The 14,908-nt window shown below is 38.0% G+C and carries 13 protein-coding genes; 5 read left to right on the top strand and 8 right to left on the bottom strand.

Features of this window, described 5'->3' with window-relative positions; genetic code table 11:
- Positions 1-178 precede the first annotated feature (178 nt).
- Positions 179-586, bottom strand: coding sequence for an NUDIX hydrolase (locus PN471_RS07805; RefSeq protein WP_193891296.1), 408 nt, complete (start codon positions 584-586; stop codon positions 179-181).
- Between the two features lie 240 nt (positions 587-826).
- Between PN471_RS07805 and PN471_RS07800 the strand changes: the two genes are divergently transcribed.
- Together PN471_RS07800 and PN471_RS07795 are read left to right on the top strand one after the other, a co-directional pair.
- Positions 827-1,567: a cytochrome c biogenesis protein CcdA gene (locus PN471_RS07800; RefSeq protein WP_193891298.1), complete on the top strand. Its 741-nt coding sequence runs from the start codon at positions 827-829 to the stop codon at positions 1,565-1,567.
- Positions 1,568-1,570: 3 nt separating this feature from the next.
- Complete coding sequence (locus PN471_RS07795) at positions 1,571-2,959, top strand: cytochrome c biogenesis protein (RefSeq protein ID WP_271776360.1); 1,389 nt, start codon at positions 1,571-1,573, stop codon at positions 2,957-2,959.
- Positions 2,960-3,008: 49 nt separating this feature from the next.
- Here PN471_RS07795 and hisG read toward each other — a convergent pair whose 3' ends face one another.
- Entirely contained in the window at positions 3,009-3,653 is a 645-nt protein-coding gene (gene hisG / locus PN471_RS07790; RefSeq protein ID WP_193891304.1) for an ATP phosphoribosyltransferase, read from the bottom strand.
- A gap of 75 nt (positions 3,654-3,728) precedes the next feature.
- Between hisG and rppA the strand changes: the two genes are divergently transcribed.
- The gene (rppA, locus tag PN471_RS07785) at positions 3,729-4,421 is read left to right on the top strand and encodes a two-component system response regulator RppA (protein ID WP_271776359.1); all 693 of its coding nucleotides are present in this window, start codon (positions 3,729-3,731) and stop codon (positions 4,419-4,421) included.
- Positions 4,422-4,520: 99 nt separating this feature from the next.
- Here the strand turns inward: rppA and PN471_RS07780 are convergent, their stop codons facing one another.
- The 3 genes from PN471_RS07780 to PN471_RS07770 all read right to left on the bottom strand — a co-directional run bounded on the left by PN471_RS07780 (position 4,521) and on the right by PN471_RS07770 (position 7,472).
- Positions 4,521-4,934, bottom strand: coding sequence for a secondary thiamine-phosphate synthase enzyme YjbQ (locus PN471_RS07780; RefSeq protein WP_193891310.1), 414 nt, complete (start codon positions 4,932-4,934; stop codon positions 4,521-4,523).
- Between the two features lie 86 nt (positions 4,935-5,020).
- Positions 5,021-6,094: a glycosyl transferase gene (locus PN471_RS07775; protein ID WP_271776358.1), complete on the bottom strand. Its 1,074-nt coding sequence runs from the start codon at positions 6,092-6,094 to the stop codon at positions 5,021-5,023.
- A gap of 226 nt (positions 6,095-6,320) precedes the next feature.
- Positions 6,321-7,472, bottom strand: coding sequence for an aminotransferase class V-fold PLP-dependent enzyme (locus PN471_RS07770; protein ID WP_271776357.1), 1,152 nt, complete (start codon positions 7,470-7,472; stop codon positions 6,321-6,323).
- A gap of 83 nt (positions 7,473-7,555) precedes the next feature.
- On the opposite strand from PN471_RS07770, the gene PN471_RS07765 reads away from it, so the two are divergent.
- Positions 7,556-8,671, top strand: coding sequence for an ABC transporter permease (locus PN471_RS07765; RefSeq protein WP_271776356.1), 1,116 nt, complete (start codon positions 7,556-7,558; stop codon positions 8,669-8,671).
- Between the two features lie 243 nt (positions 8,672-8,914).
- Here the strand turns inward: PN471_RS07765 and PN471_RS07760 are convergent, their stop codons facing one another.
- Positions 8,915-9,958 carry a DMT family transporter gene (locus PN471_RS07760; protein WP_271776355.1) on the bottom strand — a complete coding sequence of 348 codons (1,044 nt, stop codon included), beginning with the start codon at positions 9,956-9,958 and terminating at the stop codon, positions 8,915-8,917.
- A 298-nt stretch (positions 9,959-10,256) separates the two neighbouring features.
- Positions 10,257-11,057, bottom strand: a complete 801-nt coding sequence (locus PN471_RS07755) for an iron-containing redox enzyme family protein (protein WP_271776354.1) — start codon at positions 11,055-11,057, stop codon at positions 10,257-10,259.
- 193 nt (positions 11,058-11,250) lie between these two features.
- Here PN471_RS07755 and PN471_RS07750 point away from each other — a divergent pair, with 193 nt between their 5' ends.
- On the top strand, positions 11,251-13,635 hold the full coding sequence (locus PN471_RS07750) for an Orn/Lys/Arg decarboxylase N-terminal domain-containing protein (protein WP_271776353.1): 2,385 nt from the start codon (positions 11,251-11,253) through the stop codon (positions 13,633-13,635).
- A 204-nt stretch (positions 13,636-13,839) separates the two neighbouring features.
- On the opposite strand, the gene PN471_RS07745 is transcribed toward PN471_RS07750, so the two are convergent.
- Positions 13,840-14,865: an ABC transporter permease gene (locus tag PN471_RS07745; protein ID WP_271776352.1), complete on the bottom strand. Its 1,026-nt coding sequence runs from the start codon at positions 14,863-14,865 to the stop codon at positions 13,840-13,842.
- Between the last annotated feature and the right edge of the window lie 43 nt (positions 14,866-14,908).

Here is a 14,908-nt window from a genome sequence, read left to right as displayed (position 1 = left end):
TCTATTAGTTCCCACTGTTCTTTAGTTAGGTTGCTGGAGTATACTTTACTCATTGCTCTCTGCGGTTCTGTATTTTTAGTACTTACAGATTATACCCTGAGAGCTTTTTTTACTCAACTTCTAACTTTTCAAACACCCTCTTAAAGAAGTCGGGGATCTGGATATTCTGGATAGGTGTCTATATCCATGAATTTTGAATAATTTTTTTGAGTGAAGTTTCCTTGACTAATTCGGCGGCTTCATTAACCTCTAGCCATTTTCTTTCTCTGGCGGTAGCTTCTGGCCAATCTTCTAAGATTATTTCTACAGGTAATAAAAATAAATTTACTTGATAGATATTCCCGCGTTTTCGATATTTATAATTACCTAACTCTTCAGTTGTGACTCTACCGACAACTCCCGCTTCTTCCCACGCCTCCTTCGCTGCTGAATCATGGGGACTCATCCCTTTACAAAGTCCCCCTTTAGGAATTACCCAACCTTGACGGCTACGAGTGGTAATTAATAAAACTTCAACTTTTCCGTCGTTGATTCGATAGGGAATAACTCCAGATTGTTGTAAGATCTTGTTGGCTTTGCGAGTCATGGTGGTAGATTCCTTCTGAATGAGTATTGTTAATTTTAAATGTGTATTTGATGATAATGTGCCATTAAGGCAAATGTTAGAACAATTAATCTGATTTCGGGTCATCTCTACTATAAATTCATTAATTTTTCACAAAAATCCGGAAGTATGATTTGCACTATGCTACCTACCTTTATGACTTCATCACCCAAAATAGGTTAAAATGCAGACAGAGTAAGCGTTTCCTCCTTAAACACCCTCATGCTAGAAACTCTAGAAACCCAAATTTACGAACTTGAGCAATTTGCCAACACCCTTGTTGCAAACCAACTCACTCACCTGAGTTTCGTCAGCATTGGCATTATTTTTCTGGCTGGCTTGCTGACCAGCCTCACGCCCTGTATGCTGTCTATGCTGCCCATTACCATTGGTTATATTGGTGGTTATGAAGCTAAAAGTCGTTTGCAAGCAGCAGCCCAATCAACTTGGTTTGCGTTGGGATTAGCAACTACATTAGCAGGTATGGGAATCCTCGCAGGTTTAGTTGGTAAAGTCTATGGACAGATAGGAATTGGTTTACCAATTATTGTGAGCATTATCGCTATTATTATGGGACTAAACTTATTAGAAGCATTACCCATACAATTTCCTACTTTGAATGAAACAAATTGGATTTCTCCAGATTTACCTGCCGGAGTACGTTCATACTTGATTGGTTTAACATTTGGGTTAGTCGCTTCCCCTTGTAGCACACCGGTGTTAGCCAGTTTATTAGGTTGGGTTGCTAATACTCAAGATTTAGTGTTAGGTGCTGTTCTACTACTTTCTTACACAGCCGGATATGTAACTCCATTAATTCTAGCAGGTACATTTACTGCTGCAATTAAAAAACTATTAGAATTGCGCCGTTGGTCTGGTTGGATCAATCCTGTTAGCGGTGTATTATTAGTAGGGTTTGGTGTTTTTTCTCTACTTTCTCGCATTCCTATTGGTAGTTTCTAAGCAATGACTTCAGATCAGACAACATCCACAGAATTAAGTTGGTGGTTAATCCCCGGACGATTTATCCGCCGGGAAATCTTACCTGTATTAACTGATTTACGTTTAGCAATTATCCTATTACTGGTTATTGCCATATTTAGTGTTAGTGGTACGGTGATTGAACAGGGACAATTGCCTGATTTTTACCAATCTAATTATCCAGAACATCCTGCTTTATTTGGTTTTCTTTCTTGGAAAGTTATTCAAGTAGTTGGATTAGATCATGTATACAGAACTTGGTGGTTTTTGAGTTTATTAGTTTTATTTGGAACTAGTTTAACAGCTTGTACCTTTACTCGGCAATTACCAGCCCTCAAAGCTGCTCAAAAGTGGAAATATTACCAAGAACCTCGCAACTTTACAAAGTTAGCTTTGAGTGCTGAGTTAGAGGGTGTTTGTTTGTCATCAATTCCGCCAATTTTGCAGCAAAAGAGTTATCGCATATTTCAAGAAACGAATCCAGAAAAAGATGATATTCTCTATGCCCGTAAAGGGATAGTTGGGCGCATTGGTCCGATCATTGTTCATATTGGTATTGTGGCTATTTTGCTGGGAGGAATTTGGGGCGCAATGACGGGCTTCATGGCTCAAGAAATGATTACTAGCGGCGATACATTCCAGGTAAAGAATATTGTTGATGCTGGTGCTTGGTCATCGAAAGATGTGTTAAAAGATTGGTCTGTGCGTGTCAATCGCTTTTGGATTGACTACACACCAACGGGGGGAATTGACCAATTTTATTCGGATATGTCTGTGTTGAATGATGATGGTCAAGAAGTTAACCATGAGAAAATTTATGTTAACAAACCTTTACGTTATCATGGTGTCGTTTTCTATCAGACAGATTGGGGAATTTCTAATGTTCGGGTGAGATTAAATAAAAGTCCAATTTTTCAATTGCCAATGGTACAATTAGATACTAAAGGTAAAGGGAGAATTTGGGGAACTTGGATTCCGACTAAACCTGATTTAAGTGAAGGTGTTTCCCTATTAGCCAAGGATTTGCAAGGCATGGTATTAATTTATGATGCCCAAGGTAAATTAATTAATACTGTGCGTGCAGGAATGTCTATCCCTGTAAATGGCGTAAATTTGCAAATTCTTGACATCATGGGTAGCACGGGTTTACAAATCAAATTTGATCCTGGTATTCCTATTGTTTATACAGGTTTTGGTTTGTTGATGTTAGGTGTAGTTATGAGTTATTTCTCCCATTCTCAAATTTGGGCTTTACAAAAGGGCAAAACTTTGTATATTGGCGGAAAAACTAACCGCGCTCAAGTTGCATTTGAACAAGAGATTTTAGCAATTTTAGATCAACTTAGTTCTGTCAATAACGTCAAAAAGTCCTAAATTTAAGATCCCCGACTTCTCCAAGAAGTCGGGGATCTGAGAAACTAAATTAAACTGCTGTGAGAAGTCCTAATCGCATTTGTTCAATTAATTGATATAAATTACCTGTATTCAACCGATAACTTAAAGGGTGAACAATTAAGCGGGCTGTACTTTCATACAAAGTCGCAATTTCAATTAAACCATTTTCTTTTAAGGTCTTTCCTGTGGAAACTATGTCAACAATTGCTTCCGACATTCCGGTAATTGGACCTAATTCCACAGAACCGTATAAGGGGACAATTTCTATTGGTAAATCCAAACCTTGGAAATATTCTCGCGCACAATTTACATATTTAGAAGCAACTCGACCATGAGCAGGTAGATCTAAAGGAGATTTGTAGGAACTGGTAGCTTTTACAGCCACAGACATCCGACAATATCCAAATTTTAAATCCACTAATTGGGCAACTTGGGGCTGTTTTTCTCTCAGGACATCGTAGCCGACAATTCCCAATTGTGCCTGACCATATTCCACATAAACAGGTACATCTTGCGCTCGGACTAACAACGCTTTTGCCTGTCCAGTGGCATCAGGAATTTGTAATTGGCGGTTGCCTGATTCTAAAAAAGCACTAAAATCTAATCCTAGAGATTGTAATATGCGGAGACTAGGTTTAAGTAGTTCTCCTTTGGGTATTGCAACAGTTAACATTCTTTTTTCGGTATTCTTGATGTGTTTGCAGTTCACTATATTGAGAATATATCTATATTGCTCACTACTAACATAATGAAAATTTTATTGGTTGATGATGAAGTCGAACTAACTGAGCCTTTAATTCGTCTGTTAACTCGTGAAGGTTACAGTGTTGATGCTACTGATGATGGAATAAGTGGGAGTAATTTAGCAGCAATAGGCAGTTATGATTTACTGATTTTAGACTGGATGTTACCGGGAAAAACGGGGTTAGAGATTTGTCAGCAATTACGTCGGCAAGGGAAAATAGTTCCTGTGCTATTTCTAACGGCAAAAGATACTTTGGACGATAGAGTGCAGGGTTTGGACGCGGGTGCTGATGATTATTTAGTCAAACCTTTTGAATTACGGGAATTACTGGCAAGAGTCCGGGCTTTGTTACGTCGTACTGGTACAGAATCTTATAGTAGTACAAAAGGAAAGTTAGTTGTAGCCGATTTGGAACTGGATATAGAAAATCAAATAGCTTATCGTCACGGAAGAATTATAGAACTCTCTCAAAAAGAAAGTCAGTTGTTACAATACTTCATGGAAAATTCAGGACAACTACTGACTCATGCTCAAATTTTGCAGCATTTATGGCAAAATCAGGAACAACCTAATAGTAATGTGATTGCGGCTTTAATTCGTCTGTTGCGTCGCAAGCTAGAAGGAGTGGGTAAAACACCAATGATTCATACTGTTTATGGTAAAGGTTATCGTTTTGGTTCGACTGGAATTGAATAAACCAGGACATAAATTCTCTGTCTAAGTAGGTTAGCATTGAAAATTTGATAAATTATTTGAATGTTTGATCACAATTTAATTCTGGTTGATATACTAAATCTATCCAGAAATATGAACTACTAACTCTCTCACATTATTCTGTTGACGATGTTCCCAAACATAGATTCCTTGCCATGTTCCTAATACCAAATGACCACGATTAATGGGAATTTGTTCGGAGGTATGGGTTAAAACTGTGCGGATATGTCCTGGCATATCGTCTGGTCCTTCAGCATTATGAATGTAATGGTTTCCTTCTGGAACTATTTTAGCCATGAAATTAGCTAAATCAACTAATACATCAGGATCAGCATTTTCTTGAATTACTAAACTAGCTGAGGTGTGACGTAAAAATAAACTACAAAGCCCAGTTTCTATACCAGATTCGGCAACAATAGCTTCAATTTTGGCGGTAATATTGTGAAATGATTTTCCATTGGTGGAAACTCTTAATAGTTTTTGGTAGTGGGTCATAATCCTCATGGTGTAATATCCCCGACTAATTTTTCAATGATATCAATAAATAATGAATCAATGGTAGAAGTAGGGGATCTGAATACTTACAAATAATCTATCACAGCTTGGGCTATTGTTTCATTCCCATCTTTGGTGATCATGTTAGGCAGCTTTGGTGCTTGGGGTGATTGATCAAGAAAATCCCAATCTCCTTGAAAAAATTCTGGTGCTGTGAGAATTTGATGATGATTGTAATTAGTAATTCCGGCTAACATGAAAGCTGCTTCGGCAAAATCATCACGGGGAATAGTAACAACTGGTATTTCTAGACGGGTAGCTTCTGAAAATGTCCCATATCCAGGTTTAGAAATAATTCTCCCACAAATCGGCATAAAATCCACAGGACGATATTGATGATTTGTAACTTTAATTAAGTTAAGTAAATCTGGGGCTGAGGTATCAAAAGTAATAAATTGCCAATCAGGAAATCTGCTGATATTAGTGTAAGGAATTTCTTGCAAGCCTAAACCACCAAATGTCAGTAAAATGGTTTTTTCTGGTGGTGTACTTATTTCCCAATTAGTGCGTAATTCATCAATAGTAAAATCGGGAGAACCACCAGTTAAACCGACATCTGTAATGTTGGTAAATGCTGACATAGGTTCATGGAAAGGAAGACGAAATAGGCGATCGCATTTTTTGTACCAATCACTAATCCAATCAGCTATTTCCGTAAATTCTCCCCCCCAATCTCGATAGATAAAATCCCAACCAAAGTTACTAATCATCCAGCAAGGAATATTCGTAGCTTCAGCAAATCCAGCAGCTAGAAAAGGAATATCTGCTAAAATTAAATCAACGCGATTTTGACGAATAAAATTAACTTCTGAAGCAATTAAGGATTTATGATTTTTTTGAATTTCTCGCAGTTTTGCTAAAGTTGCTAGTTTATCCATTGTCAAACTATCAGGTTGAATCACACCTAAATCAAACGCCCGTTGACGTAAAATAAAATCACCCTCTATATAAGATTCCAGTAACCAGCGAGGTGCAGTGGTGACTAGAATTAATAATACTTCAGGACATAATTTTTGGATGGTGTTAGCAATGGAAGCTGTGCGGGTAGCATGACCAAAACCGTGATTTGTGATGGCTATATATATCGTTGGTCGTTTCATGATTTAAAACAAAGTTAAAAAGAGTATTGGGCAATTAGAAATCACTACTACACAAGCAAAGTCCGCCGTCGCGGACTAATATGATTTAACCCACAAAGGTGGGTTTTGTCTGTTTAGCAGTGACTTCTAGTACAAAACGGCTTAAATAAACCAACCATCCTAAATCCTCCAAAAGCCTATACTGTCTTCATTTTGACTTTTGACTTTTGACTTCCGCCTTGCGGGACTAGTCGCCTTTTATAGCTGCTATTAATTTGTCAATTTCTGATTCTAATGTTAAATAATGAACACTTACACGAATGCAATTAGGATGGGCAATTGTTCGTGTTAAAATATTCTCTGACTCTAGAGATTGTACTAATTTAGAACTAGGCTGATTAGTTAATTGAAAGGAAACTAATCCACTTTCTGGAGGTGAATTTTTTAAACATTTAACATTAGGTAAAGAGTTTAATTTTTGCCAGAGATAATTACTATTTTGGCAAATTTGCTCATATCTTTCCTGTGCTGTTCCCCATTGTTCATGAATTGTAATTGCTTCTTTTAAACCAATATATAATGAAGTTGGTAAAGTAGATACTTCATATCTGCGTCCATCTGGTTGCAAGCCTGTCGGTTGAGCTTGATTATTGGTAATTACTCCATTTAAGCCAATAAAAGTGGGGTGCAGATTTTCTCTGGCTTGAGGACGTACATATAAACCACCCACACCAGCGGGACCACATAACCATTTGTGACCGGTAAAGGCATAAAAATCTACACCCAAAGCAGTTAAATCCAAAGGGAGAACGCCCACTGATTGAGCCGCATCTATCAATAACAGAGAATTATTGCTTTTGCATACTTGTACAATTTTATCAATGGCTAAAACTTGACCTGTATTCCATAAAACATGACTTAAAACTACTAAACGGGTTGTGGGACGGAGATTTTCAGCAATAATACTGATAGGATCTCCCTCATTCAAAGTAGCCATTAAGGGACAGGTAGTAACCTCTACCGCAAATCTACGGGCAATTTCTTGGGCAGTGGCAATGACACCAGGGTGTTCGCAGTCAGAAAGGAGAAGATGATCACCGGGTTGCCAATCAATGCCCCACATTGCAATGTTACAACCGACTGTGACATTACCAGTGAGAGTTATTGTGTCAGATGGTACATTTAGTATAGAGGCGATCGCCTCCCGACTAGCTTGTATTTGCGGTGAAATCCAACTATACGCCTCACTCCCAAAAGGGCCTATATTTTGAATATGTACCTGAGCCTCAGTAATAGCATCCATAGCCCCTTGGGGCATTGTCCCCTGGCCTCCGTAGTTAAAATAAACCTTATTACTTAAAGCGGGAAATTGTGCGCGATGGTGATGCAAGTTGTTCATAAAATGAGTTTATAGATATCATCTAATTCTTGATATATACTTTTATCAACAAATAATCAATATTAACTTTTACATCAAAAACTATGAATTGGTGGCAACGACTCAATAAAAACCCTTTAGCACGAACTGGGGCAATTGTCCTCTTATGTTTCTATTTAGCAGTAATTGGTGCTGATTTCATCGCTCCTTATAATCCCTATGATTCACAACCCAATGGTTCACTACTCCCACCCACTCAGATTCACTGGGTGTCTCAGTCAGGGCAGTTTATTGGACCTCATGTATATCCTACAACACAAGGCGATACTAACTTAGAAACTGGGGAAAGAAAAATAATTATAGACCAAACAAAGCCTTCACCATTGCGGTTATTTGTTGCTGGACCAAAATATCAATTATTCAACTTGACTATTTCCCTACCTCCAAAATGGCAGGAAGTCACAATTATCCCTGGTATTTCTTTAAATTGGCATTTGTTTGGCGTGATTGGTGACGCAAAATTTAATATCTTGGGAACAGATGAACAAGGACGCGACCAATTTAGTCGCTTGTTACATGGTGGTCGAATTAGTATGTTTATTGGCATTTTTGGGATTATCATCACCTATCCTTTAGCATTACTAATTGGTGGTATTTCCGGCTATTTTGGGGGGATAATTGATAGTATTATCATGCGTTTAGCAGAAGTGTTGATGACCTTTCCGAGTATTTATTTATTAGTAGCACTATCAGGGATATTGAGTCCAAAATTAACCAGCACGCAGCGATTTTTATTAATTATTGTCATAACTTCCGTAATTAGTTGGGCAGGTTTAGCCAGGATAATTCGCGGACAGGTATTATCAATCAAAGAACTCGAATTTGTCCAAGCAGCAAAGGTCATGGGTGGTAATCCAATTTATATTATTGTTCGTCATGTTTTGCCACAAACTGCGACTTACATCATTATTTCTGCTACTTTAACAATTCCTAGTTTTATTGGTGCAGAAGCAGTATTAAGTCTGATTGGTTTAGGTATTCAACAACCAGATCCTTCTTGGGGAAATATGCTTTCTTTAGCTAGTAATGCTTCTATTTTAGTATTACAACCTTGGTTAATTTTACCACCAGCAATTCTGATTATTATCACAGTTTTGTCATTCAACGTATTAGGTGATGGCTTGAGAGATGCTCTTGACCCCCGTAGTTTACAAAGGTAGAATCAAATTGTCAGTGAGTTAGTGATAGTTCAAATTAGACTAAGAGTTAAGCTGTTACGCAGCTAAATTTGATAACCATAATTTACTTGAACTTTGTGGTGCGGGCCTCTTGCTCGCTAGAATTATACAAACTAAATGCACAACGGCTTACAATAAATTTGCCAAAATCAAAGCCTACTAAAATTTTGGCAAAACTGGTAAAATTAACCACAGATAAGCTTTGGGGTAGCAGGGTTATGAAGCTTATTCTATTTGCGCTTTAGATGGCTTTATTATCAATTCAGGATCATTTGATGTGAACTGGACATTTCTGATTCCAAGTATTACACCTCCAATAATCATGGTGATGCCAAGAATCTCAAAAAAAGAAGGCAAGCGAGAATCATAGATATATACATAACTAAGAGCAGAGATTGTTTCGATAACAATCAATTGTCCTGCTAGAGAAATTGGCAGCAAAGTAGAGGCTTTATTCCACATTAGAGTTCCTCCCCAAGATACTGCCACTCCAAGAATTATGCTACTAATAAGGAATATGATAACTTCATGATCAAAGCCATCAAAATCAAAGCTATCAAATTTAAGATATTTAGCAAAATTTATTACCGAATCATTGCCAATTACCATCAAAATAACTAAAATAATTAATGATTGTATCAGTGTGTTAACACCAATTAATGTTGACCAAGTTGATGAAAGAATATGCGGGTTCTTTTTTAAGAAGCTAGAGTTGACAACGCAATACCAAGTCCAGACAATTAGTGAAACAAAAGGACTCAATAATCCAAGATAATACTGCTGTCCAAATATTTGTTCTGGATTTTCATGTCCAGCAAAATTTAAGTTATGAATGATAAAAATACCACCAGTTATCATTAAAATTGATGGCAATAACTTAGAAAAAGGATATTCACGTTCTAGAAAATTGCCATAAATAGAAACTGTTATTGGTAAAATTCCAATGATAAGAGACGTAATTTCTGCGTCAGCATATCTCACACCATAAACAAGGAAAAAGTAATAACCAATATTAGCTGCAAATGCAAAAATAAAACTGGCAGACCAAATTTTAAAGTTATAAATCCAAGAATGTTTTCTTTCCAGCACCAAAAATAGTATAAATGATATAAGTCCGTAGAAAAAATATCGCCCTAGTGTAATTTCTACTGGAGTAAAAGAGGATAAAATCCTCGGAATTAAGAAAGCTAAACCCCAAAGTAAATTAGCAGCAACAGCAAGGCCAACACCATACCAAAATGTTGCTTTCGTCTCATTGAATACAGTCATTAGCTTTTACCTTGAAAATACGGTAGCGGAATCTGAAAAATGATTCCTAAAACGGGGAAGTCAGATTTTGCAAAATTAAGCAGTTGCATTTCTGAATAAGGATTACACACCTTATGTAAGTTGTGTTAATAAAAAAAGGGGAAAACTTCAAGATCAAGATAAATACATCAAAACTTGAAGTATCCCAATGAAACTTTTATTGCTGTAGGTTGGATTTAGTTTTCCCATTCAACCTAAGTTACCTTCACCAAACACTATTGTCAGTCCATAAGCTTTGGATCAGATTTTCCGTAGAAATCTAGATGGCTGTCGTATAGGAAGGAATTTTGTCGTAGTTTTCAAATATTCCGTATGCTTCATCCAATAAAACTGCCATTCCTCTCTCACCTAAGTCAATACCATAAAGGAGGTCATCTAATTGGCTTGCATCTAATTCATCAACAGCCTTATAAAGCTCATCCACATGCTCCTCATCAACATCAACATGAATATCAAAAAATCCTGTTGAGAGGTTGGGATAGTAACGTGTAATAGCTAATTTTGTTGCAGAATAGGTAATTGTTGTCATTGACTCGTTAATAAGCATATATCCTAAAGCCGCAGCCTCGCTTTTTAACACTGATACGTTGTAAGCAAGACTTAGTGCCAGTTTAATACCAGCACGCTCATTGTACGCATAAAACTCATCTCTGGAAACTTGTAACTTATCTAGCAATTGTAGGTAATGCATGAAATGAGCGTGTTCCAAAACGCCATCTCCGTTTTCATCTTTCAAATTCTCTTTTAAAATGTCTTGAATGCGAGGATTTGAAGACCTTGAGATTAAATTGTTGAGTACATCTGGGAAAGATCTACTTTCTCTTCCTGCACACATGATCCATCGTATAGCTTGTTCCTTCGTCAATGTTCGAGAATTAGCTTCTGTAATAAAAGGGTGCTTACGAATTCTTTCTAAACCCTGTTCTACATAGTCTACAACTGTAGCTTTCTTTATTACATTCTGAGTTACAAGCATGGTAGTTTTGCGCCTGATATTTGGACTAAAATATACACATTGGAGATTATCACAGGTAGCTAATCTTTGTCTAGCTTTAATCATAAAAAAAAAACAAAATTTTTTTATGTATTCGTACTGCCTAGTAGTCTGTCAAATTTATATTTGTCATTTACAGCAGATTGCATATCAATGAGGTGCAGAATCTAAATTTAAAGCCATACACCAAACCAGTTTTACTCCTGACTCCTGAATTCTGCTGTAATTCTTGACAGGCAGGTAACAGGAAACAAGAAGAATGAATCAAGTTATACAGAATTTTGTATGTCTACGCCACGCAGGCTATCAGAAATCAAATAGGATTCCTATAGTAAGAATTGTAAAAAAAATCTTGACGAATCATTACTTACTGATGTACTGTCCTAGAGCAACCGTAGTAAAAAAAAGACAAATGCTCGAATCCACCTTAGATTTTCCAATTTTGATTGTTGATGGTGACTTTCACTCAACAAAAGCCGCAGGTGTCTTTATGCGGAAGTTAGCAACAGCACTAGAAAACCTCGACTTCAAAGTCTTTAACTTAGAAACCTATGCTGACGCAACAACCGTAGCTTCCAACTTCAACGCCTTCTCTTGCATTTTGATTTCAGTGGAAGGTTCAGAAGAAGGAGTTAACCTTGAGGAAGATTTGCAAAATCTTCTAGAAGCCGTACACAAAAAAAACGAGAATATACCCATATTCTATGTAGGCGAACGGAAAACTATGACAACGTTTTCCCTATCATTCCTCAATCAAGCAAGAGGCGTGCTATATCTGTTTGAGGATACATCTGAGTTCCTCGCTCGCCAGGTTGGTCGTGCAGCCCACGATTATCTTGGAGGTCTGCTGCCTCCCTTCTTCAAAGCTCTAGTCAAACACGCCGAGGATTCTGCCTATTCCTGGCATACACCGGGACACGCAGGGGGAGTTGCCTTTATCAAAACCCCTGTAGGTCGAGCTTTTCACCAGTTCTACGGCGAAAACATTTTCCGCACTGACCTTTCAATTTCTGTGCCGGAAATGGGGAATATCCTTGATCACACCGGTCCTATTGGTGCTGCGGAGAAAGAAGCGGCACAAAATTTCGGCGCTGATCACACTTTCTTTGTCCTTAATGGTACTTCGACCGCCAATAAAATTGTCTGGCACGGGATGGTGAGTCCTGGTGATATCGTTATAGTAGATCGCAACTGCCACAAGTCTATTTCACATAGCATCGTCATGACTGGGACTATTCCCGTCTATTTATCCCCGTCATGGAATAAGTATGGCATAATTGGACCGATTAGCTTGGATCAATTTACACCAGAAAACATTCAGCAGAAAATCAATGAAAATCCTCTTGTCACCGATAATAGTCAGAAACCAAAGCTCTTGGTAGTAACTAACTCTACCTATGACGGTGTCTGTTACAACGTAGAGAAAATCAAGGATACAATTGAAGATACAGTAGATGCGCTCCATTTTGATGAGGCATGGACTGGCTATGCTGCTTTCCACGAATTCTATAATGGTCATTACGGTATGTCCAAGGGGAATCCGGCGGCTAATCATCCCATTATCTTTGCAACTCATTCTACTCACAAGCTTCTGGCTGCATTCTCCCAAGCTTCCATGCTTCATGTCAAAAATAGCCAAACCCAGAAACTTGACTTTGATCGCTTCAATGAAGCTTACACAATGCACTCGTCTACATCGCCCAATTATCCTATCATGGCCTCTCTTGATGTGGCATCACAGATGATGGCTGGACCTGGTGGGATTGCTCTCATGGAAGACACCATTGATGAATCCATAACATTCCGACGGTTGATAAATGAGATGGGTCAAGGAGATCAACTTAGCGATTGGTGGTTTACTACCTGGGAGCCTAAAGAACTTACCTTCACAGGGGATATTAACAGGGAGGAATGGCAACTAGAACCAGACATGGACTGGCATGGGTTCAACCATCTTAGTCAGAGTCAGGCAATTCTCGACCCCACCAAAGTAACTATCCTCTGTCCAGGTGTTGAGTCGGAAGACAATATTGGTATCCCAGCAGTAATTGTCTCCAAGTATCTGTGGGAGCGTGGGCTGACTGTGGAGAAAACCGGAATATACTCCATTCTCGTATTATTCTCTATCGGCATCACTAAGGGTAAGTGGAGTACATTAATCACGGAATTGCTAAGTTTCAAGCGTTTATACGATAGCAATGCTCCTCTTAATATTGCCCTTAAGACTGTTGCGTCATCCTATGATCATAACATGGGTTTGAAGGATTTCTGCACCGCAATGCACGAGTGGTATGTCAATAATAACACATTGGAAACAATAGAAAAAGTGTATGGAGTAATTCCCACACCAAAAATGCCTCCCGCTAAAGCCTATGAAGCTTTGGTTAAAGGTAATGTTGAGCTTCTCAATATTGACGAAGATATAGCAATTGATCGGATTGCTGCAAGCATGGTAGTTCCTACCCCCCCAGGAATTCCAATGATCATGCCCGGAGAAGTCTTCACCCAAGAAATGCTCGATTACCTCAGACAGACAAAGGATTTTGATCAGAAGTTCCCTGGTTTTGAAAATGGAATTCACGGCCTGATAATTAAGAAAGAAGGGTCTGTCAATAATTACTACGTTGATTGCCTGAGTCAATAGTAAAGTCAATCTTTGTTAGGGACTAGCAAACAATAAATCTTTCGATTTATTAACAGATCAGGGTTTAGCAGTGCTAAACCCTTGTATTTATCTCAAAATTTCTCTTACTCTTAGAAATTTTCGGAAATTACAGATGCGATATCTATAATCTTATTCAAGATTTTACTTGAAACTTCTCTACAATCTTTTCCAAATCTAAATCTTCTAATACCTAATTCTCGGATCTACATAAGCATTGAGAATATCAATCAAAATACTCGCAGTCACAACAATTGCCCCAAAAAATACTAATACCCCTTGCACTGTAGGATAATCCCGATCAGAAATAGCTTGATATAGGCGATTTGCTAAACCAGGCCAGGAAAATGTCACTTCTGTTAAAATTGCTCCACCTAACAAGGAAGCAAATGTTAATCCTAACACCGTAATTACAGGAATTAAGGCATTCTTTAAAGCATGGGAAACCAAAATCTTATTTTCAGAAATTCCTCGCGCTCTAGCAGCTTCTACATAATCAGCTTTTAAGGTTTGCTTTAAATTAACCCTGACAATCCGCTCAAAAATACCACTTAATAAAATTCCCAAAGTTAAACTTGGTAAAGCTAGATGATGTAAAGATGTTAAAAATTGACTGAAATTTCCACTTAATAAACTATCAATTGTATATAAACCAGTAATATTTGCAGGTGCAGGAAGATTAGGCGGAAACCGATTAGAATTAGGAAACCAACCTAATTGAACTGAGAAAATTAATTGTAACAACATCCCCGCCCAAAACATGGGCAGTGCATAGGTAATAATCCCGAATAACCGCCCCCCAATATCAAAAGCAGTTTCCGGACGAGAAGCGGAAATAGTGCCAACTAAAACGCCAACAATCAACGCCACAGCCATACTCGCAAATGCTAATTCTACGGTGGCTGGAAAATATTGACCAATTATTTCGCCCACATTTTGCCCGCGACTGGTTAAGGAAGTTCCTAAATCAAAGCGTAGTAAATTACCTAAATAATTGAGATATTGTAACCAAATTGGCAAGTCTAAACCAAGTTGTTTTCTTAATTCTTCTTTTGCACTTTCTGGCGCTCTTCCTCCTAGAATTGCATCTGCTGGATCTCCTGGGGTGGCTCTTAGTAAAATAAAAACAATGGTGATAATAGTTAATAGTTGCAGTGGCGCAAATAGTAACCGGGAAACTATGTAATACTGTAATGCTTTAGAACGGGACATATTTTATGAGGAGTTCAGGAGTTAGGAGTCAGGAGTCAGGAGT

This window comes from Aphanizomenon sp. CS-733/32 (genome assembly GCF_028330045.1).
GTDB classification, from domain to species: domain Bacteria; phylum Cyanobacteriota; class Cyanobacteriia; order Cyanobacteriales; family Nostocaceae; genus Dolichospermum; species Dolichospermum gracile.
The sequence above is the reverse complement of the archived record's forward strand: the minus strand, read 5'-3'. Positions and strand labels throughout refer to the sequence as shown.